Below are 21120 nucleotides of genomic sequence, written 5' to 3'. Positions count from 1 at the left end.
AGCTGAATATGCGGTTTTTCTGTATGCGTGTACTGCACACGATACAACTGTGAGGTGTACCATTTTTACACGAGTAGCCCATTTCTGCCGTAAAGTACTGGGTCAAACTGACACAGCAGCCCCTGCGGTTGAGGATTTAAAACTGACCATCATCCCCCGCGATCAACACGGGATCTCACGCCAAGGCATCAGTGAAAATGCGCTGAAGGTGCTCTATCGCCTGCACAAAGCGGGTTACGATGCCTATTTGGTTGGCGGCGGTGTGCGCGATCTTCTGCTTGGCAAACAGCCGAAAGATTTTGATGTCTCAACCAACGCAACTCCTGACCAAGTTCGTCGCCTGTTCCGAAACTGCCGACTGGTTGGCCGACGTTTCCGGCTAGCCCATGTGTTGTTTGGCGAAGAGGTGATTGAAGTGGCAACCTTCCGAGGCCATCACAGTCACGATGAAGACGACAGCCCAACAGACAACACCAAACCGGCGAATCAATCGGTACAATCTGACGGCGGCATGCTGCTGCGCGATAATGTCTACGGCAATATTGATGAAGATGCGCAGCGCCGTGACTTTACGGTCAACGGCCTGTATTACAACATTGCCGATTTCAGCATTCGTGACTATGCCAACGGCATGGAAGATCTGCACAACCGCGTGCTGCGCTTGATTGGTGATCCGGAAACCCGCTATCGTGAAGATCCGGTCAGAATGCTGCGGGCGATCCGCTTTGCCGTCAAACTCAACATGACACTGACCGCCGAAACCGCCGATCCGATCCCTGATCTGGCCTATCTGCTCAACAGCATTCCACAAGCACGCCTGTTTGAAGAGTCACTCAAACTGCTGCAAGCCGGTTACGGGTTTGAAACCTACAAACTGTTGCGCCAGTACAACCTGTTCCAGCAACTGTTCCCTGTTGTTTCGGCCGGTTTTACCGAGCACGAAGACAGCCCATTAGAGCACATGCTTGAGCGAGTACTGACCAGCACCGATGATCGTATCCATCAAGATAAGCGAGTCAATCCAGCCTTCTTGTTTGCAGCCATGTTGTGGTATCCGCTAGTTGAGCGGGCACAGGGTATCGCCCAAGAGAGCGGGCTGACTTACTATGATGCATTCATGGTGGCCATGAACGATATCTTAGATGAGCAGTGCCGTACGCTGGCCATTCCACGCCGCCTGACCACGCTGATCCGGGATATCTGGATGCTGCAACTGCGTCTGCCGCGCCGTCAGGGGAAAAAAGCCTTCCGCCTACTCGAACATCCGAAATTCCGGGCCGGTTTTGATCTGCTCGAGATGCGGGCCGCTTTTGAGGGGCGCGATCTAAAAGAGCTGGTACAGTGGTGGGCCGATTTTCAGCTCAGTAACGGTAACCAACGCGAAACCTTGATGCGTGATGTTGAACCAGAAACTGACAGCAGTGGCAAACCCAAGCGTCCGCGCCGTCCGCATTTTCGCCGTCGCCGTACTGGGCCGCGGAAACCGCAGGCATGATCCGCGTTTATATCGCGATAGGCAGTAACCTGATCGAGCCTGTAACGCAGGCTCGTGAGGCTATCGCCGCCCTGAAACAGCTTCCTAACAGCCGCTGGATCACCAGCTCAAGCCTCTACCGCAGCAAACCGATGGGGCCACAAGATCAGCCCGATTACATCAATGCGGTTGTCGCACTCGATACCCACTTATCGCCACTCGAATTGCTCGATGCAACCCAACACATCGAATTACAGCACGGGCGGCAACGGAAGGCTGAGCGCTGGGGGCCGCGCACACTGGATCTAGATATTCTGCTTTACGGCAACACCTGTATCGACCAACCGCGTTTAGTGGTGCCGCATTATGGTATGACCGTCCGCGAGTTTGTACTGTATCCGCTGGCCGAGATCGCCCCTGATCTAATCTTGCCAGACAGCACGCCACTTCAACACTATCTGCAACAGGTCGCACGTAATGATTTAATCTGCTGGCAGCCTGCATAGCACCGCGCCAGCCATTCCCGCAACATCACCACAAAAATAAGAGGCAGCATGAGTCAGATAACACTTACCCACCTGCGTAAATGGAAGCAAGAAGGGCGCAAGTTCGCTTCAATCACCGCTTATGATGCCAGCTTTGCCAAACTCTTCACCGAACAAGGTGTTCCGGTGATGTTAGTTGGTGACTCACTAGGCATGGTGCTGCAAGGGCACTCCGATACGCTGCCTGTCACCATTGATGATATTGCCTATCATACCCGCAGTGTTCGTCAGGGTGCGCCTGAGTGCCTGCTGCTGGGCGATATGCCCTTTATGAGCTACGCCACCCCCGAGCAAGCCTGTCTGAATGCCGCCAAGCTGATGCAGGCGGGCGCAAACATGGTCAAACTCGAAGGTGGCAATTGGTTAGTTGATACTATTCGCATGCTGACCGAGCGCGCTGTACCTGTCTGTGCCCACTTAGGCTTAACCCCGCAATCCGTACACCTCTTTGGCGGATATAAAGTGCAGGGGCGCGATGAGGATGGTGCAGAGCAGATTTTGCACGATGCCCTACTGCTGCAACAGGCCGGCGCACAAATGCTGGTGCTCGAATGTGTGCCTGAAGGGCTAGCCAGTGAAATTACCCGCCGCCTGACTATTCCGGTTATTGGTATCGGTGCGGGCGCGAATACTGACGGCCAAATTTTGGTGATGCATGATGCCCTCGGTATCTCCGCCAACTACATGCCAAAGTTTTCGAAAAACTATCTGGCCACCACCGGCGATATCCGCCAAGCCATCAGCCAGTATGTAGCAGAAGTGGAACAAGGTACGTTCCCGGCAGAAGAGCACACTTTTCGCTGATATGTGCGTACATTCTATGTGCGTACATGCGCGGGTAAATGTATCAATCGATACACCAATAAAAAATACCCGTGAATATGCTGAGTAATCTGTAGATCAGTGCATTTACTGATCGGGTTCACAACAGAAAAAACCAGAACAAAAGAACAAAAGAACAAAAGAACAAAATCAGGCAAATTAAGGATAATGCGCATGTTAATCATTGAAACGACCACCGTGCTGCGCCGTGAAATTCGCCGCTTAAAAGCCGAAGGGAAACGGATCGCATTTGTACCGACAATGGGCAATTTACACCCCGGCCATCTCACCCTGATGCATGAAGCTCAGCGCCGTGCCGATGTGGTTATCGCCAGTATTTTTGTCAACCCGCTGCAATTTGATAATGCCAGTGATCTGGCACACTACCCGCGCACACTAGAACAAGACTGCGCCCATCTGCAAGCCGCCAGTGTCTATGCGGTGTTCACCCCGACTGCCGACATTATCTACCCCAATGGGCTAGATAATCAGGCGATTGTTGATGTTCCCGCTATCTCAAATATTCTTGAAGGTGAGTGCCGACCGGGCCATTTTCGCGGAGTCGCTACCGTAGTCAGTAAGCTGTTTAATCTGGTACAGCCGGATATCGCCTGTTTTGGCCAAAAAGACTATCAGCAGCTCGCGCTGATCCGCCAGTTAGTCCAAGATTTGGCTTTTGATCTTGAGATTGTTGCTGTTCCCACCGTACGCGCCGAAGACGGTCTAGCACTGAGTTCACGCAACGGCCATCTAACGGCAACAGAGCGGGCTAGCGCACCAACGCTGGCCAAAGTGATGCAGCTGATGGCTCAAGAGTTGCAACATGCTCCTACCGAAAGTGAAGCGATCATCGCGCGTGGCTCGGCAGCACTAACACAGGCTGGCTTTATCCCTGATAAGCTGTTTATCTGCGATGCCAACAGCCTGCAACCGCTGCATAATGGCAGCCAGCAGGCGGTATTACTGATGGCTGCATGGCTGGGAAAAACGCGTTTAATTGATAATACGGTAGTAGACATTACCCGCTGATTCATGAATATTATGCGTAGTGAAAACGGGTACGGATGCCCCTTATGGGCCTGACCTATATTGAACTCGGTTTGCTGTACAAAGGATTGAAGTTTATGCAACGTACTATGCTCAGAGGTAAGCTACACCGCGTGACAGTAACGCAGGCAGATCTGCACTACGAAGGGTCGTGTGCCATCGATCAGGATTTTCTAGATGCTTCCGGCATTTTGGAATATGAGGCGATTGATATTTACAATGTGACCAACGGTGAGCGTTTCTCGACCTATGCGATTGCCGCCGAAGCGGGTTCAAAAATTATTTCAGTCAACGGTGCTGCGGCACATAAAGCCAGCGCGGGCGATCTGCTGATTATCTGCGCTTATGTGCAAATTGACGATGCAAAGGCACGTCAACATAAACCGATGCTAGCCTATTTTGATAGGGAAAATAATCTGCAGCGTAAAGCCAGCGCTATTCCGGTACAGATGGCATAAAAGTAGCATTGCTATCTATTTTATGAATAACCACAGCGCCTAACTTGACTGAAATCACACTCAACCTACATCACTAGGTATAAAGGGATTGTCATTAGACTATCCCTTTAGCATTACTTACGTCTAAAGCTAAATACCTAAATACCTAAAAAACTTCAGCATATTTTTACATCTTCGCCTTATCGCTATCAGGCTCTATATTATTTTATAATCTGCGCCAGTTCCGTAATAAAAACCATTCCAAAAAATGGAATGTTGATTTCATTTTTTATGTTTGCTAATAATGTTTACTCTAATGCAAAATAGCTTTTCAGCCACACTGCAACACTCTTTATCAAACCAAAATTAACACAGTTTGAACTGAATAAGTTTAAACTGTAGATAATTTATTTTAGTCATCTTTAACCCCTACTCATCAGAGAAAATTAGAGACCTAAAGCACCATGAACGCACAAATCCCTTCCCAGAAAACGCGCTTAATCATGATATTAATTGCGATTATCGGATTATTAACCGTAAATCATATTAATAACCAGCCAGAGTTAAAAGAATTATCGAGTAGCCACTATCCCACTAACTTTAAAAATCAACCCAAAAACAGAGATTTCAAAACAGATTATGACTGTAAAAATGAACAAAAAACTCAACGTAGTAAAATTCATGACACCTGCCAATTAAATAGCAGTGAAAAAGAAAAAACTAACAATCAGTATTATCAGTTAAATGGAAAACCACTAATAATACATTCAAAACAACAAAATGATTTTAGTGCGTATGCATAAAAACCTTAGCTACAAAAATCAATATAGAGATAAAAAATACAATCAAAAAAACAAACCAAACTAAACTAGAAGTAGAGATGAGTTATCAATGAAAGGAGAAAATATATCAAGGAAAAGTGCTACCATTAACGCCTTATCATTTTTAACAGCCATACTTTACTTTGATAATCAAGCTTCATTTATTAGCGAGCTACCACACCAAGCTACTTTTTATGCATTAATTGCACTTTTGTGCTTGCTAATATACAAATGGTCAATAAATGAAACCATAAGAGTAAGCCGAGAAAAAAGTCTTTTGATAACAACCATCATCAAAGGTTTCATATATGGTTTATTGATCTTGCCAATAATAAATACCCTGAGATTTCTCTTGAATATCAATCAAGATAAAACCGATATCAATTATATCTTTTCACTTGAGGTATTACATGCCAGTTGTATGCTAGGGTTGATCTCATTATTTGTTTTTTTGTACATGACAGCTATTATTCGTTTATTTTCAATGGAAAATAATCGCAAGAAAATAAAAAAAAGAAACATATTCATTAAAAGATAACCAACCATTTAAAGATAACTAACGCCAACTGTAACACGGATAGGTTCAGCTAAACTCAAACCATCTAGTTGACATTCAGGTGTACCCTACCTAAAGGATACTTCGCTAGTTGATCTATTTTTTCATATCCATCACGTTGAATTTAAAATAAAAATGCCATTGTCACTTACGCTGACAATGGCATTTTTGCTTTTATCCCACCCCAGTTTTTATTTTGTTTTGTTGGCTATGGGGTTTTGTTAGCTACAAGCCTTCATTGGCCACTCACCTAGGTGCGCAAACCAATACCGCGTGAGATCAGATACCAGGCATAACCGTATAAGCCAACCACAAACAGTGCTAATACTCCAAAGGTCATCGGCAAACCGACATCTGAAATACCCAGAAAGCCCTCACGAAAACCACTGATCATATACACTATTGGGTTTAAGCGAGACACACTCTGCCAAAATGGCGGTAGCAGAGTCAGTGAGTAGAACACGCCACCTAAATAGGTCAGCGGTGTCAGCACAAAGGTGGGAATAATGCTGATATCATCAAAGGTACGCGCATAAACTGCGTTAATCAGGCCACCCAAGGCAAACACTACCGAGGTCATCAGTACAGTTGCTGCCACGACCCACCAGTGTTGTACCTCTATTTGTACAAAAAACAGTGAAATGATAGTCACCAGAATACCAACACACAAACCACGTGCTACCCCGCCACCAATGTAGCCAAGAATGATCACGTGCGTCGGAACAGGAGCAACCAGCAGCTCTTCGACATTTCGCTGGAATTTTGAGCTGAAAAATGAGGCGGCCACGTTCGAATAAGAGTTGGTGATAACCGACATCATGATAAGCCCCGGCACAATAAACTGCATATAGCTAAAGCCGTGCATATCACCAATACGCGAACCAATCAGGGTGCCAAAAATCACAAAATAGAGTGACATGGTGATCACCGGCGGCACCAGTGTTTGTACCCAAATTCGCATAAAACGGGTGATCTCTTTGATCCAGATACTTTGCAGTGCCACCCAATATAAACGCATCATGCTTGCAGTTCCTTTTGATCGCCTTTTACTAATGTGACAAACAGCTCTTCCAGCCGATTGGCTTTGTTACGCATGCTTAAAACCTGAATGCCCTGCTGACTCAGCTGGCTAAATACGCCGTTTAACCCCTGTTCACGCGCTACAATAACCTCGATAGTATTGGTATCAGTAATCTTGATTTGATAGCCGTTCAGTTTGGGTAATGGGCTGTGCGGGGCAAGATCTAAGATAAAGGTTTCGTTTTCAAGCTGGCCGAGCAAATTTTTCATTGAGGTATTTTCAATCAGCTCACCGCCCTGAATGATGCCGATATTGCGGCACAACATTTCGGCCTCTTCCAGATAGTGGGTAGTCAGAATGATGGTCGTTCCTTGTGCATTGAGCTCTTTAAGAAAGCCCCACATTGAACGGCGTAGTTCAATATCAACACCCGCCGTAGGCTCATCGAGGATCAACAGCTTAGGTTCGTGCATTAACGCACGGGCAATCATTAAACGGCGTTTCATACCACCAGAGAGCATGCGGGCACGCGAATCGCGTTTTTCCCATAAATCGAGCTGTTTGAGATACTTTTCGGCACGGATCAGTGCATCATGGCGAGTAATACCGTAATAACCGGCCTGATTCACCACAATTTGCAGCACGGTTTCAAACGGGTTGAAGTTAAACTCTTGCGGCACCAGCCCTTGCTGGCGTTTCACATTCACCAAATCAGTATCGAGATCATGGCCAAAGACCTTCACACTGCCGGCAGTTTTATTCACTAACGAGGTAATAATACCAATGGTGGTTGATTTGCCCGCACCGTTTGGCCCGAGCAGTGCATAAAAATCACCGGCCTCAACGGTCAGATCAATGCCGCGCAGTGCCTGCACGCCGTTAGCATATCGTTTTGTTAACCCTTTAATTTCCAGCGCATGCATAGGCTATTTACTCCTGATTTGATCCTAATTGCAGTTTGATGCTTTACCATAAAAGTTACTGTTTGTATTTTTCAGTTGGTCTTTTATATTAAGCGAATCTAATTATACTCATGCCACACTGACTTAACAGGGATGCCACGGATGCACAACATTGAACGACTACTTCAAAACAACCAGATCTGGTCTGAAAATATCAGCCACGAAGATCCCTCGTACTTTGAGCGTTTAGCCCAGACACAAAAACCGCGCTATCTGTGGATTGGCTGCTCTGACAGCCGCGTTCCAGCAGAACGCCTGACCGGTATGGCGCCAGGTGAGTTGTTTGTGCACCGAAATGTGGCCAACTTGGTGATCCACACTGATCTGAACTGTCTGTCTGTTGTGCAGTATGCCGTTGATGTGCTGCAAGTTGAACACATCATTATTTGTGGGCATTACAGCTGTGGTGGGGTGCAGGCGGCAATTGATAATCCGGAACTGGGGCTTATCAACAACTGGCTGCTGCATATTCGTGATATTTGGTACAAACATAGCCACCTGCTGGGTAAAATTCCCCATGAAGAGCGTGCCGATATTCTCAGTGAGCTCAATGTTATTGAACAAGTGTATAACTTAGGCAACTCTACGGTTATCCAGTCAGCATGGAAGCGCGGACAGGAAGTCATGGTGCATGGCTGGGTATACGGTATGCAAGACGGCAAGCTGCGCGATCTGAAAGTCGGCGCAACCAGCCGTGAAACGCTTGAGATGAACTATCGCAGTGCGATGTCAACGCTTATCCAACAGCATCAACAACTCGCACCGCGCGAAGCGTAATTACGCTACCGGTACAACTTTACCTACGTAAGGCAGGTTGCGGTATTTTTGAGCATAATCAATACCGTAACCTACAACAAACTCATCAGGAATCGTAAAACCTACCCACTCAACCGGCACTTCCACTTCACGGCGCTCAGGCTTATCAAGCAGAGTACAAATCGCCAGTGATTTTGGGTTACGCAGGCTCAAAATCTCGCGAACTTTGCTTAAGGTGTACCCAGTGTCAATGATATCTTCTACAATCAACACATCTTTGCCATTAATATCATCATCCAGATCTTTTAGGATGCGAACATCACGGTTGCTGTTCATGCTATTGCCATAGCTTGAGGCAGTCATGAAATCCACCTCTTGTGGCAGGTCAATCTCGCGCGCAAGATCAGCCATAAACATGAATGAACCACGCAATAGGCCGACCAGTACCAGATCCTGACTGTTGCTGTATTGTGCGGTAATTTGCGCACCCAGCTCAGCAATCCGGTTTCTTACAGCCTGTTCAGTAATCAAAACTTCAACGGTATGTTCCATACTTCTCACGTTTTCTGGCGGGAATTGAAGGTAAAGTTTACCACAAGCTGCCGTGTGTTCGGTATCCGCAATCTACGCCGCGGTTATGCAGATAAACACACTTTTAATGTGCCATTCGCGCGATTTCAATCAGCCTCAGCGGTCAATTCAGTCAGCGGCAAATTTAATCTGCGGCAAACAGTACCGGTTGCTCACTCTCCACCGATAAAGTCACCCGCTGCCCCGGCATTAAGTGCGTAGTAGAGTTGATAATCAGGCACACCCCTGCCAGCTCAACATGGTAACAACTCATGCTGCCGAGAAATTGCCGCTCAACCACTTGGGCAAGGCCATTATGATCTGCCCGTAATGTCATCTGCTGCGGGCGCAATAGCCAGTCAACTTGGCTCTCCAACGCAAACGGTAGCGGCTGCGGGAACGAAAACGTGCCGATAACAGTCTCCACACGTTGTTTGTCGAGCACGCGGGCGCTCAGGTAATTGGCGGTGCCGAGAAAATCGGCCACAAAACGGCTGCATGGCTGGTGATACAGCTGTGAAGGCTCACCAATTTGTGCAATGACACCATCATTCATCACTGCCATGCGATCAGAAAACGCAAATGCCTCTTCTTTGCTATGGGTAACAAAAATGGCTGCCACACCGCGTGCTTTGAGGATCTGCCGAATCTCTTGGATCATTGCAAAGCGCACTTGGGTATCAATGTTGGAAAACGGCTCATCAAGTAACAACAATGCCGGATCACAAGCCAGTGCACGCGCAATGGCCACACGCTGCTGCTGCCCACCAGAGAGTTCATGTGGGAAGCGATCATCAAGCCCGTCAAGGCGCACCAGAGAGAGCATCTCTTGCACCGTGGCATCGCTCTGGCTGCGTGGCTGGCCGTGTAGCCCAAAAGCCACATTCTGAGCCACAGTCAGGTGCGGAAACAGCGCATAATCCTGAAAAATCATGCCGATATTGCGCTTCTCAGGCGCTAAATTCAGCCCCTTATTGCTCACTGATTGCTGACCAATCACGATTTCGCCATCACTCAGCGGCAACAAGCCTGCCACCGCTTTGAGCAGGGTGGTTTTACCGCATCCGCTTGAACCAAGAAGACACAGGATCTCTTTTTCCATCACATCCAGAGAGAGATTTTCCAGTACCGCTCTTCCCTGATAACGGCACGTCAGGTTGGTAACAGATAATGCATACATATCAGGATTTCCGCTGTAACGAGAGGTTAAGCCAGATCACGGGCAACAACCCCACCAGCACTAAAACCAGAGCCGGCAGTGCCGCCAGCTCAAGTTGCTCATCAGAGGTAAACGTAAACACATGGGTAGCCAGCGTATCAAAGTTGAACGGGCGCAGCAGCAGTGAGGCGTTTAGCTCTTTCATGCTTTCGATAAACACCATCATGCCCGCAGTCAATAAACCGCGTCGCAACAGCGGCAGATGTACCCGCCGCAGCATCGCCAGTGGTTTACAGCCCATAGTACGGCTGGCCATATCCAGCGAAGGGGATATTTTACCCAAGCTGCTCTCAATCCCCCCGACTGCCATGGCCGAAAACCGGACGCTGTAGGCAAACACCAGTGCCAGCAATGAGCCACTGAAAATCAACCCCGGCATCGGTAAGCCAGCCCATTTAGCCATGCCATTTAGCCCGTGATCAGCGGCCGTCAGCGGGATCAGCAAACCGATAGCCAACACCGTACCCGGTACGGCATACCCGAGTGATGCCATACGCATCGGCACGGCGCTGCGCGGTGTTTGGCTTAAACGGCGATAAAAATTGAGCAGCAGCGCCAGCAACAGCGTCACGCCGGCGGCCAGTAGCGAAACAAGCAGGCTATTGCCGCTGTAGATCAGAAATTCACTGGTCCATGATTCGCTAAAATAGTGCGTAACCCAGTAGAGTAATTTGCCAACCGGTAAACCAAATGCCAGCAGTAACAAACCCCAGCAGTAGGTTTGTGCGGCCAGTGATCGCCAGCCGGTTAAGCGTGTCAGCTCATGGGCTTCACGCCCCATTCCCTTTTGATACACCTGCTGCCGACGGCGGCTGTAACGCTCAATGCTGACCAGAAAGAATACCGCCAGCAACATCAGTGAAGCCAAACGAGAGGCCGAACTGAGATCGCCATACCCCAGCCACGTGTCATACACTGCCGTGGTTAATGTCGGCACAGCAAAGTAGGCCACCGTACCAAAATCACCGAGCGTTTCCATCGCAACCAGTGATGCACCCACCGCAATCGCAGGGCGTGCCAACGGCAGGCAAACCCGCCATAACACCTGCCACGGCGAGGCTCGCAACAGGCGTGCCGATTGCAGCAATGAAGAGGATTGTTCCATCAGTGCCGTACGGGCCATCAAATAAATATAGGGATACAGCACAAACGCGAGGATAACGCACGCCCCGCCGAGTGTACGGATCGGCGGAAACCAGTAATCCTGCATGCTCTGCCAACCAAACAGCGCACGCAGCGTAGATTGTACTGGGCCGGCAAAATCCAGAAAATCGGTATACAGGTATGCCACCAAATACCCCGGCAGCGCCAGCGGCAGACAGAGCGCCCACTGCAACACTTTTTGACCGGGAAAACGGTACATCGCCATCAGCCATGCAGCGGGTAAACCAAACAGCAGACTAAGGGCAACAGTGCCCAACACCAGCAAAACGGAGTTACTCAAATACACCGTCAGCACGCTGTTCCACAAATGGCTAAAAACATCACCCGGATCACTCAGGCTGGCTTCATAAAAAATCGCCCCAATTGGCATCACCAGCAGCAAACCTGCTATCCAGCTACTGAGTTTCCAACCAAGGTTAACCTGTCTGATCATGGTAAAACTTCATCACTTATTCAATGGGGGCAACATACCACACCCTGATTGCCAGTTGGCTGTAACCAGAAGAAAAGTGTGCGCCCGGCATCAGGTTCAATATGCCGCTTATCTTATATAAAGAAAGCAAAAAGGAGGACGACTGTATAAGCACAGTCTAATCCCCCCTGAGAACAGCAAATAATGGTAACTGCCAGCGCAGTTACCTAACAGCATAATTACAGATCAAACTGCACTTCATCAATCAGTTTTAAAGCCTGATTGTAGTTATTGGCAATGGTTTCCAATGGCAGAGTATCGGCTTTAAATGTACCCCATGATGCCACCAGCTCTGACGGCTTAACGTCAGCTTTTACCGGATATTCAAAGTTGGTTTCCGCATACATATGCTGTGCAGTATCACCACTGAGGAATTCCATCAGTTTTACGGCGTTCTCTTTGTTCGGTGCAAACTTGGTCAATACCGCGCCGCTGATATTGACGTGCGTACCGTCAGTTTGCTGGTTCGGGAAGTTGATTACCGCCGCTTCAGCCCATGCGTGCTGTTTTGGATCTTCGAGCATTTTGCCCAGATAGTAGCTGTTGCCGAGCGCCAGATCACAAACACCCTCTTTGATCGCTTTGACTTGATCACGATCGCCGCCCTGCGGTTTTTGCGCCAGATTCGCTTTCACGCCTTCCAGCCATGCACGGGTTTTCTCAACGCCTTGATGTGCGATCATAGAGGCAACCAGTGATACGTTGTAAGAGTTCTTGCCTGAGCGAACGCACACTTTACCTTTGTATTTAGGATCGGCCAGATCAGCGTAGTTAAAGCTTATTGGCAATGCACCCATACGATCTTTAGAAGAGTAAATCGCGCGGGCACGCAGTGTCAGGGCAAACCAACGACCTTCTGAATCACGATATTGCGCCGGGATATTCTTCTCAAGAATCGGGTCTTTGAGCGGTTGTGCGAGGCCGGCATTCACCACTTCCATCACACGGCTGATATCAACAGTTAGCACCACATCAGCCGGGCTCAGTTCACCTTCACGCTTTAAACGCTCAACCAGCCCCTTCTCGGCATACACCATATTGACTTTAACACCGGTCTCTTTGGTGAACTCTTTTAGCATAGGTTCTATCAGATATGGCTGACGATAAGAGTAAACATTGACTTCATTGCTTGCCGCAAATGCCGAGGCTGAAATCACGCTTGCTGCCAGCAGTGTCAGAGTACCGAGTGTACGTTTCATTAAATTCCATCCCTAAATAAAGGCCAGCCTCGCACCACAAAATCGGGTACTACGCCATGCGACAAGATAACACGAGTGATAACTACTCTCATTACGATTGATTATACGGATCTGAATTTAAGTGTCATCTGATTTATATCTTTAGGTATAAAAAAAACACTCGGTCTGCACCGAGTGTTTTATCCGTAACATAATTGGCTAAAACAGCCGTTATTTACCGACGGTAAACGACAGCATCATACCGCTGTCTTCATGCTCAAGCAGATGACAATGCGCCATATAAGGGTGGTCAGCACTGGCCGGATGATTGAACTGCACCAACACTTCACTCACTCCGCCCTCAACATTGACGATATCTTTCCAGCCCTGACGATGCGCGGCCGGTGGCTGACCATTCTCTTTGAGGATCCTAAAACGGCAGCCGTGAATGTGGAACGGATGCATCATCATGTCGCCTTCACCCGAGATGATCCAGCGCTGATACTGCCCCTGCAGCACATGGAAAGCCGGAGTACTCATCGAGAATACTTGCCCGTTAATCCGGTTAGCATTCATCAGATCAAGTGGCTGATCCGCCGCGGCTTTGGCTGTTGGGGCGGTATTTTCGTGTGACATGCCTTCGTGTGACATGCTCTTTTTTGGCATGCTCTCTTTCGGCATCTCATTTTTTGGCATCGCATGCATACTGTGATCCATGCCAGCCATACTGTCGTCGGCCTTGCTATCTACGGAAGCCTTGGTTGTTGAGTGCCCCATACTGGCATGATCCATGCCTGTTGTGGCCGCTTTTGCGCTGTCTGGTGGCGACATATGCTGCATCATCATCGAGTGATCCATATTGCCCATCGCGGCCATACCGTAGCGATCCATTAAGGCTTGCATACCCTCGCGATCAAGGCGCGGATCCATACTCAGGTGCAGTTTTTGTACTGGGAATTTTTGCCACGCTGGTAAAGAGGCCAGCGTACCGAGTGCCGACGGTAAGGTGGTAACGCCGGTTTTATCATTTGGGCGAATTTGCAACAGCGGAAGCGGCTTATCAAAGGGTGCTAAGCCCATCCCCATCTGCCCGACCGGTAATGAGATCAGATCAAACGGTTTACCGTCAGCGGTAAACACCAAAACTTCAAAACGCTCTCCGGGTAGCATAGTCAGCTGTTTGAGTGCTACCGGTGCGGCCAAAAAACCGCCATCGCTGGCGATCACCTGCATATCACGCTCATCGCTACAGGCCAGCAGCATACTGCGGGCATTCGCCCCGTTCAGCAGGCGCAAGCGCACCCAACCACGCGGTGCAGCGTGCTGCGGGTAAACCACACCGTTAGTCAGCATAATGTCGCCAAACCAGCCGACTGCGGCAGTCATCACATCCAGCTGATAATCAATTTCACCGCGTGCATTTAAGCGGCGGTCTTGCAAAATAACCGGAATATCATCAACGCCCCATGTTTTAGGCAGATCAAGGCGGCGGCTTTGCTCATCTTCAATCAGCAGTAAACCTGCCAACCCCATAGCAACATGGCGGCCGGTAACGTGGTGCGGATGCGGGTGAAACCAGCAGGTAGCAGCCGGTTGAGTGATATCAAGCTGCGCAGTCCAGCTATCCCCAGAGCGGATCATCCGGTGCGGGCCACCATCTTGATCACCTGAGATTTCAAGGCCATGCCAGTGGATGGTGGTACTTTCTGGTAGGTTATTGGTTACTTGTAACGCGGTACGTTGGCCTTGCTGTAATTTTACCGCCGGCCCTAAAAAACCACCGTTAATACCCCATGTTGGCGTCGCCATACCTGCGCGCCAATACATGCTGCCGGTTTGTAAATTCAATTTTACTGTGCCGCTCTCGTCTGCTTCCAGCAACGGCGGGATAGGCAAAGGGGTACTCAATGAGGTAGATAGAGCGCCCCATACACTGCTAGACCAACCGGTCGCGATACCCAAGGCGGAGGTTAATTTAATAAAGTCTCTGCGTTGCATTCTGCTGTCCATGACTGATGAAATATTAATCAGAGATTAATCCCTCCCCTTACAGGAAGGTCAAGTTATTTTCACACTGCAATCACGCATGGGAATAATATGCAACACATTGTATTTATTAGTTTATTAGATGATAAATACAATGAAATCAGAGGTAAGCCACGGCCTCTTTATTCGACTATTTGGCGTATCGTTTACTGACGCTACATTTCACTAAAATATCTCACTCTTCTGTGCAAAAAGAGCAAATTTAGTTTCTTTCGGTTAGAAATTGTTGATAGGCCAGCAGTGCCTGTTCAAAATCCTCTAATCCGCACAAACTCAGGCTCTCTTCATCATAATATTGCATATCATCTTCAAGCTGATCGCTCTCAAAACTCATGATATTGGCACGCACCATCACCTCTTCACCATCCATCAGCAGGCTAAACTCACGCCCAGTGTGTTGCCATTGCCGCTCTGAACCGCGTACGCTATCAATCGCCGACAAAATATCGGCCAGCAGCGGCAGATTTCCGGCAATTTCATCATTAATCCAGCAGGCCAGAGCCTCATGCCCCATCGAAAACTGAGCTTTTACAGCCCCCATTAGGTCACGGCGAAATTCGTAATCCATTGGTATCCCCTTTAATTCTTGCTGATATGGCCATGCAAACCACATGGCATACGGTCAAACACTACTGTAAGAGTATATCGTATCGTAATCACACGCGCCTACAGCACAGTTTCCCAGACACCGGCCAACGAAAAATGCCACCAAACAGGCAAAAAAAAAGCGGGAAGTTTCCTCCCCGCTGAGTATGTTAAGTACACATCGCGCTAGCGTTACAATGCCACTTGGAAAATCACGTTATCGGCTTTTTGTGTGTAATCAGATAATTGATTAAAGTTCAGATAACGGTAAGTGTCTGCTGCTGTCAGATCAATTTCTTGCATCGCGGCCAGATATTCACTGACATCCGGTAAGCGCCCGAGTACCGCTGACAACGCGGCTAACTCCGCAGAGGCCAGATAGACGTTAGCGCCTGTACCTAAGCGGTTCGGGAAGTTACGAGTAGAGGTAGAAACGACAGTTGCACCATCATGTACCCGCGCCTGATTTCCCATGCACAGTGAGCAACCTGGGATCTCAATGCGTGCACCGGAACGGCCATACACACCGTAGTACCCCTCTTCGGTTAACTGAGCGGCATCCATTTTGGTTGGCGGTGCTATCCACAAACGGGTCGGGATCTGGCCTTTGAATTTATCCAGCATTTTACCCGCCGCGCGGAAGTGGCCAATGTTGGTCATGCATGAACCGATAAAGACTTCGTCAATTTTTCCACCAGCAACATCGGAAAGCAGACGTGCATCATCGGGATCATTCGGCGCACACAAGATTGGTTCACAAATCTTGTTCAAGTCGATTTCGATAATTGCACTGTACTGAGCATCGGCATCAGCGCGCATCAGTTGCGGATCAGCCAGCCAGCTCTGCATCCCCAAAATACGGCGCTCTAAGGTGCGGCGATCACCATAACCTTCGGCAATCATCCACTTGAGCAGCACGATGTTGGAGTTCAGGTACTCAATAATCGGCTCTTTATCGAGCTGGATGGTACAACCGGCTGCAGATCGTTCAGCCGAGGCATCAGCCAGTTCAAAAGCTTGTTCCACTTTCAGTTGCGACAGCCCTTCAATCTCTAAAATCCGGCCAGAGAAGATGTTCTTTTTGCCTTTTTTCTCAACTGTCAGCAAACCCTGCTCAATGGCGTAGTAAGGAATAGCATGCACCAGATCACGCAGAGTGATACCCGGTTGCATTTCGCCGGAAAAACGCACCAATACCGATTCCGGCATATCCAGTGGCATCACGCCGGTGGCGGCGGCAAAAGCCACCAGCCCTGAACCTGCGGGGAATGAGATGCCAATCGGGAAACGGGTGTGCGAATCACCACCGGTACCGACAGTATCGGGCAGCAGCATGCGGTTTAGCCAAGAGTGAATAACGCCATCCCCCGGACGCAGGGCCACGCCGCCACGATTCATAATAAAATCAGGCAGAGTATGGTGCGTCTGCACGTCAACCGGTTTTGGATAGGCGGCAGTATGGCAGAATGACTGCATGGTCAAATCAGCCGAGAAGCCCAGACAAGCAAGGTCTTTAAGCTCGTCACGCGTCATCGGGCCGGTGGTATCTTGTGAACCGACGGTGGTCATCTTCGGCTCACAGTATGTTCCTGGGCGCACGCCTTTCACGCCGCAGGCTTTACCGACCATTTTTTGCGCTAAGGTGTAGCCTTTACCGGTATCTGCAACGGCTTGTGGCAGGCGGAACACCGTACTGACTGGCAGCCCCAGTGATTCGCGGGCTTTACTGGTTAAACCACGGCCAATAATCAGCGGGATACGCCCACCGGCACGCACTTCATCCAGCAACACATCGGTTTTCAAGCTAAAACGGGCAACAACCTGCTGATTATTGTGCAGGCGCACTTCCCCTTGATACGGGTAAATGTCTATCACATCACCCATTTTGAGTTGGCTGACATCCACCTCAATGGGCAGCGCGCCGGCATCTTCCATGGTGTTAAAGAAAATCGGTGCAATATTGCTACCTAAAACGACACCACCGGCACGTTTGTTTGGCACATGCGGGATGTCATCCCCCATAAACCACAACACCGAGTTGGTGGCCGATTTACGCGAAGAACCAGTACCGACCACATCACCCACATAGGCCAGCGGAAAACCTTGTTGCTTGAGCGCATCAAGCTGTTTAATCGGGCCAACCGTGCCCGGTTGATCAGGGTCAATGCCCTCGCGCGGGTTTTTCAGCATGGCCAGTGCATGCAGCGGAATATCAGGGCGCGACCACGCATCAGGGGCAGGCGAGAGATCATCGGTGTTAGTTTCACCGGTGACTTTAAAAACGGTCACCGTAATTTTCTCGGCCACCGGCGCGCGCGATAAAAACCACTCGGCCTCAGCCCATGACTGAACTACCTGCTGTGCGTACGGGTTGCCATTACGGGCTTTATCTTCCACATCGTAGAAGTTATCAAACATCAGCAGAGTTTGTGACAAGGCATTGGCGGCAATTGGGGCTAACTCTGGGCTATCTAGCAGGTCAATCAGCGGCTGGATATTGTAACCGCCCTGCATGGTGCCGAGCAGCTCGGTGGCATACGCCGGAGAAACTATCGGAGAGTGAACCTCTTGCTTAGCAACTGCAGCCAGAAAACCGGCTTTCACATACGCGGCTTCATCAACACCCGGTGGAATACGGTTGGCCAGCAGATCGAGTAAAAACGCATCCTCGCCCGCAGGAGGGGATTTGAGTAATTCAGTTAATGCCGCTGCCTGTGCAGCATCCAGTGGTTTAGCGACCACTCCTTCGGCGGCACGCTCAGCTACATGTTGACGATACGCTTCTAGCACGACGAGTTCCTCTTTTTATTATCCTGATTACCGGGGCTGTCACCCCTGTCCTTGTGTTGTTGCCGGTCTTGCTTATCGTGATGGGCTGACCGTTATCCGTCAGCCCCATGAACAGATGAAAGTGGGTTTCAGACTAGCAGAATTCAGGCTTAACTTAAAATAAATGTTACGAAGTTGTTGGTTGTTTCTCAGTAACCTGCTAACTGCCACAAAATCTTCATCTGCAAAAACGTTACCCGTATTCTCTTTCCGTTTTTAAGAGGAAAGCAGCATAAAAAAGATGAAAAAAAACCAACCGCAAGAAACTTGCGATTGGTTGTATAGGTTCACACACCATAGGGCTAAGTAACGCTGATGTTCACGCAGTTACACGGTTACTCCGCCCAATAAACAGCGCAAATTACTGCACTGACTCTTCAGGAATAATCGGCGATGGTGTATTCAGCGCGCTGTTCAGCGTTTGAATATTTTGCTCGCTCAACAAGCCAATCGCCCCCTGCAGATTCAGGGTGTTGATCAGGTAGTCATAACGCGCATTCGCCAGCTGACGGTTAACGTTATACAAGCTGCGGGTGCTATTCAGCACATCAACAATGGTACGAGTACCCACTTCATAACCGGCTTCGGTCGCATCCAGCGCACTTTTGGCAGACACTACCGCTTGTTCGTTCGCACCAATTGAGCTGATAGAGGCCACAATATTGTTGTGTGCCGCACGAACGTTTTTCTGAATTTCACGGTAAACACGCTCTAAATCTTCACTTGAGCTGATAAAGCCAAATTCAGCCTCTTTCACCTGTGAACTGGTGCGGCCACCCGAATACAGTGGAATCGCAAGGTTAATGCCTACTGATGAATTATCACCGTGAGTAGACGGCGATGCACCCTGCGTGACAGTGGTATCAGTCAGACCCAATGAACCCTGTAAACCCAGTGTCGGCAAGTGGCCAGATTCCGCCAAACGAATACTTTCACGTGACAGCTCTTGGCCCAAACGTGCCGCCATCAGGCTTAAGTTTTTCGCATCGGCTTCTTTCATCAGCTGATCAATTTTCAGCGGTTTTTGGGTACTGAACTGCTTGGTATCTAGAATATTGATCTGGTTTGGCAGATTACCGGTGATTTCACGCAGGTTCTCTAGGCTGTTATCCAACGAATTTTGTGCGGTAATTTGGCTAGCAATCACCTGATCGTATTGTGCTTGCGCATCTTGTACATCAGTAATTGCCACCAAACCCACATCAAAGCGCTGTTTGGTCTGCTCTAACTGGCGGTAAACGGCCTTTTTCTCGGCCAAAATAACCGTTAGATCGTCTTGCGCACGCAACACACCAAAATAAGCGTTCGATACCCGTAAAATCAGGTTTTGCTGAGCCGCCGAATAGTTAACATCCGCTTGGCTGCCTTTTTTCTCAGCCTGTGTCAGTTTTACCCAATTTGCTCGGTCATACAGAGACTGAGTCAGGGTGATCTGCGCCAGTGTACCGTTACTTTCGCTCGAACGGCTGGTATCACGGTTATAGTTGGCACCGGCATTTGCATTCAATTGTGGCAACAAGGTAGAACGCGCCTGATTGATCTGCTCAACAACCCCATCACGATCGGCAGAAGCTTTACGCAGTACTGGGTCATTCACTTTTGCTTGCTGATAGATATCCAGTAATGAATCAGCCTGTGCTGTCAAACCGATACTACCGAGGCTCAACCCGATCAAAATGGGCAGAATCTTTTTCATGGCTATTCCTTGTTCGATAATTTTATCTAAGTTGTGATGCAATCAATCACCGCAAAATTGTGCGCTAGTGTACCAAAGTCTTTGCAGAGAAATAGGGATTCTGTGCCATATTGATTAAAAATATACCAAAACGAAAGAAAAAAGAATTAAAGTATTCCTTTAATTTCAGCACGTTACTTTAACCGAGTGAAAGATCCACCCTATTTTTAGGATAAAAAACCCGCATGACTGATTCAAACAATCCTGATTATTCAAGCGCTTGCATGACACCTGCCGATGTCGATATGCTCACACGTGACACCCTTTATCAGGGCTTCTTCTCGCTAGTACGCTATCGTTTTCGTCACCGCCTGTTCAACGGCCAAATGAGCCCTATCATCAGCCGCGAAATCTTCGAGCGCGGCCATGCGGCGGTACTTCTGGCGTATGATCCCACACGTGATGAAGTGGTGCTGATTGAGCAATTGCGGATTGCCGCACTCGATACCAGCCCAACCCCGTGGCTGCTTGAGCTAATCGCCGGCATTATTGAGCCCACTGAACAACCCGAACAGGTGGTTCGGCGCGAAGCGCATGAAGAGGCCGGTATTGCGGTTCAGCGCTGCCAGCATATGCTGAGCTATCTGGCCAGCCCCGGCGGCACATCAGAGCGCCTTGAGCTGTATGTTGGCGAGGTTGATGCCACCCTTGCCAAAGGCCTGCATGGGTTGCCCGAAGAGGGTGAAGATATTCGTGTGCATGTTGTCAGCCGCACACAAGCTTATCAGTGGGTAACTGAAGGTAAGATTGATAATGCAGCCTCAATCATTGCGCTACAATGGCTGCAACTACACGGGCAGGCCCTGCGCGAAAGCTGGTGCGCGAGCTGAAGAACAGAAATGTGTGCCATGCAACAGTTTTGACATTTTAATCTGGGGATC

General features: G+C 49.0%; 19 protein-coding genes. 9 read left to right on the top strand and 10 right to left on the bottom strand.

From position 1 onward, the window contains the following. Positions 1 to 61 precede the first annotated feature (61 nt). The 7 genes from pcnB (at position 62) to AC1HDJ_RS04770 (ending at position 5684) form a co-directional block, all read left to right on the top strand. On the top strand, positions 62 to 1495 hold the full coding sequence (gene pcnB / locus AC1HDJ_RS04800) for a polynucleotide adenylyltransferase PcnB (protein ID WP_479537002.1): 1434 nt from the start codon (positions 62 to 64) through the stop codon (positions 1493 to 1495). Further along, the gene (gene folK, locus AC1HDJ_RS04795; protein ID WP_479533802.1) at positions 1492 to 1980 is read left to right on the top strand and encodes a 2-amino-4-hydroxy-6-hydroxymethyldihydropteridine diphosphokinase; all 489 of its coding nucleotides are present in this window, start codon (positions 1492 to 1494) and stop codon (positions 1978 to 1980) included. Before pcnB ends, folK begins: the two co-directional genes overlap by 4 nt. Positions 1981 to 2028: 48 nt before the next feature. Next, on the top strand, positions 2029 to 2823 hold the full coding sequence (gene panB / locus AC1HDJ_RS04790; RefSeq protein WP_479533800.1) for a 3-methyl-2-oxobutanoate hydroxymethyltransferase: 795 nt from the start codon (positions 2029 to 2031) through the stop codon (positions 2821 to 2823). A gap of 192 nt (positions 2824 to 3015) precedes the next feature. Further along, positions 3016 to 3870, top strand: coding sequence for a pantoate--beta-alanine ligase (gene panC / locus AC1HDJ_RS04785; RefSeq protein WP_479533798.1), 855 nt, complete (start codon positions 3016 to 3018; stop codon positions 3868 to 3870). Between the two features lie 95 nt (positions 3871 to 3965). Further along, positions 3966 to 4346, top strand: a complete 381-nt coding sequence (panD, locus tag AC1HDJ_RS04780; RefSeq protein WP_479537000.1) for an aspartate 1-decarboxylase — start codon at positions 3966 to 3968, stop codon at positions 4344 to 4346. A 443-nt stretch (positions 4347 to 4789) separates the two neighbouring features. Continuing rightward, positions 4790 to 5128, top strand: a complete 339-nt coding sequence (locus AC1HDJ_RS04775) for a hypothetical protein (RefSeq protein WP_479533796.1) — start codon at positions 4790 to 4792, stop codon at positions 5126 to 5128. An 88-nt stretch (positions 5129 to 5216) separates the two neighbouring features. After that, positions 5217 to 5684: a hypothetical protein gene (locus tag AC1HDJ_RS04770; protein ID WP_479533794.1), complete on the top strand. Its 468-nt coding sequence runs from the start codon at positions 5217 to 5219 to the stop codon at positions 5682 to 5684. A 268-nt stretch (positions 5685 to 5952) separates the two neighbouring features. Here AC1HDJ_RS04770 and AC1HDJ_RS04765 read toward each other — a convergent pair whose 3' ends face one another. Together AC1HDJ_RS04765 and AC1HDJ_RS04760 are read right to left on the bottom strand one after the other, a co-directional pair. Beyond that, positions 5953 to 6723: an ABC transporter permease gene (locus AC1HDJ_RS04765; protein ID WP_479533792.1), complete on the bottom strand. Its 771-nt coding sequence runs from the start codon at positions 6721 to 6723 to the stop codon at positions 5953 to 5955. Then, positions 6720 to 7646 (bottom strand): ABC transporter ATP-binding protein, encoded by a 927-nt coding sequence (locus tag AC1HDJ_RS04760; RefSeq protein ID WP_479533790.1) that lies wholly within the window; start codon positions 7644 to 7646, stop codon positions 6720 to 6722. The genes AC1HDJ_RS04765 and AC1HDJ_RS04760 overlap by 4 nt, the downstream gene beginning before the upstream one ends. A gap of 141 nt (positions 7647 to 7787) precedes the next feature. Between AC1HDJ_RS04760 and can the strand changes: the two genes are divergently transcribed. Beyond that, a complete protein-coding gene (can, locus tag AC1HDJ_RS04755; RefSeq protein ID WP_479533788.1) occupies positions 7788 to 8462 on the top strand; it encodes a carbonate dehydratase in 675 nt (224 codons plus the stop codon). Here can and hpt read toward each other — a convergent pair whose 3' ends face one another. The 8 genes from hpt to tolC form a co-directional block, all read right to left on the bottom strand. Next, entirely contained in the window at positions 8463 to 8993 is a 531-nt protein-coding gene (hpt, locus tag AC1HDJ_RS04750) for a hypoxanthine phosphoribosyltransferase (protein WP_479533786.1), read from the bottom strand. Between the two features lie 163 nt (positions 8994 to 9156). Further along, a complete protein-coding gene (locus AC1HDJ_RS04745) occupies positions 9157 to 10191 on the bottom strand; it encodes an ABC transporter ATP-binding protein (RefSeq protein WP_479533784.1) in 1035 nt (344 codons plus the stop codon). Position 10192: 1 nt separating this feature from the next. Continuing rightward, the gene (locus AC1HDJ_RS04740; RefSeq protein ID WP_479533782.1) at positions 10193 to 11827 is read right to left on the bottom strand and encodes an ABC transporter permease; all 1635 of its coding nucleotides are present in this window, start codon (positions 11825 to 11827) and stop codon (positions 10193 to 10195) included. 218 nt (positions 11828 to 12045) lie between these two features. Beyond that, positions 12046 to 13065, bottom strand: a complete 1020-nt coding sequence (locus AC1HDJ_RS04735) for a Fe(3+) ABC transporter substrate-binding protein (RefSeq protein WP_438622337.1) — start codon at positions 13063 to 13065, stop codon at positions 12046 to 12048. Positions 13066 to 13275: 210 nt separating this feature from the next. Next, a complete protein-coding gene (gene cueO, locus AC1HDJ_RS04730) occupies positions 13276 to 15042 on the bottom strand; it encodes a multicopper oxidase CueO (protein WP_479533779.1) in 1767 nt (588 codons plus the stop codon). A 250-nt stretch (positions 15043 to 15292) separates the two neighbouring features. Beyond that, positions 15293 to 15658 (bottom strand): YacL family protein, encoded by a 366-nt coding sequence (locus AC1HDJ_RS04725; protein WP_479533777.1) that lies wholly within the window; start codon positions 15656 to 15658, stop codon positions 15293 to 15295. A 209-nt stretch (positions 15659 to 15867) separates the two neighbouring features. Beyond that, positions 15868 to 18465 (bottom strand): bifunctional aconitate hydratase 2/2-methylisocitrate dehydratase, encoded by a 2598-nt coding sequence (gene acnB / locus AC1HDJ_RS04720; protein ID WP_479533775.1) that lies wholly within the window; start codon positions 18463 to 18465, stop codon positions 15868 to 15870. A gap of 400 nt (positions 18466 to 18865) precedes the next feature. After that, positions 18866 to 20200 carry an outer membrane channel protein TolC gene (gene tolC, locus AC1HDJ_RS04715; RefSeq protein WP_479533773.1) on the bottom strand — a complete coding sequence of 445 codons (1335 nt, stop codon included), beginning with the start codon at positions 20198 to 20200 and terminating at the stop codon, positions 18866 to 18868. 263 nt (positions 20201 to 20463) lie between these two features. Here tolC and nudF point away from each other — a divergent pair, with 263 nt between their 5' ends. Next, entirely contained in the window at positions 20464 to 21069 is a 606-nt protein-coding gene (nudF, locus tag AC1HDJ_RS04710; RefSeq protein ID WP_479536998.1) for an ADP-ribose diphosphatase, read from the top strand. Positions 21070 to 21120: the final 51 nt, after the last annotated feature.

The organism is Plesiomonas sp. ISS29 (assembly GCF_056522795.1).
The sequence above is the reverse complement of the archived record's forward strand: the minus strand, read 5'-3'. Positions and strand labels throughout refer to the sequence as shown.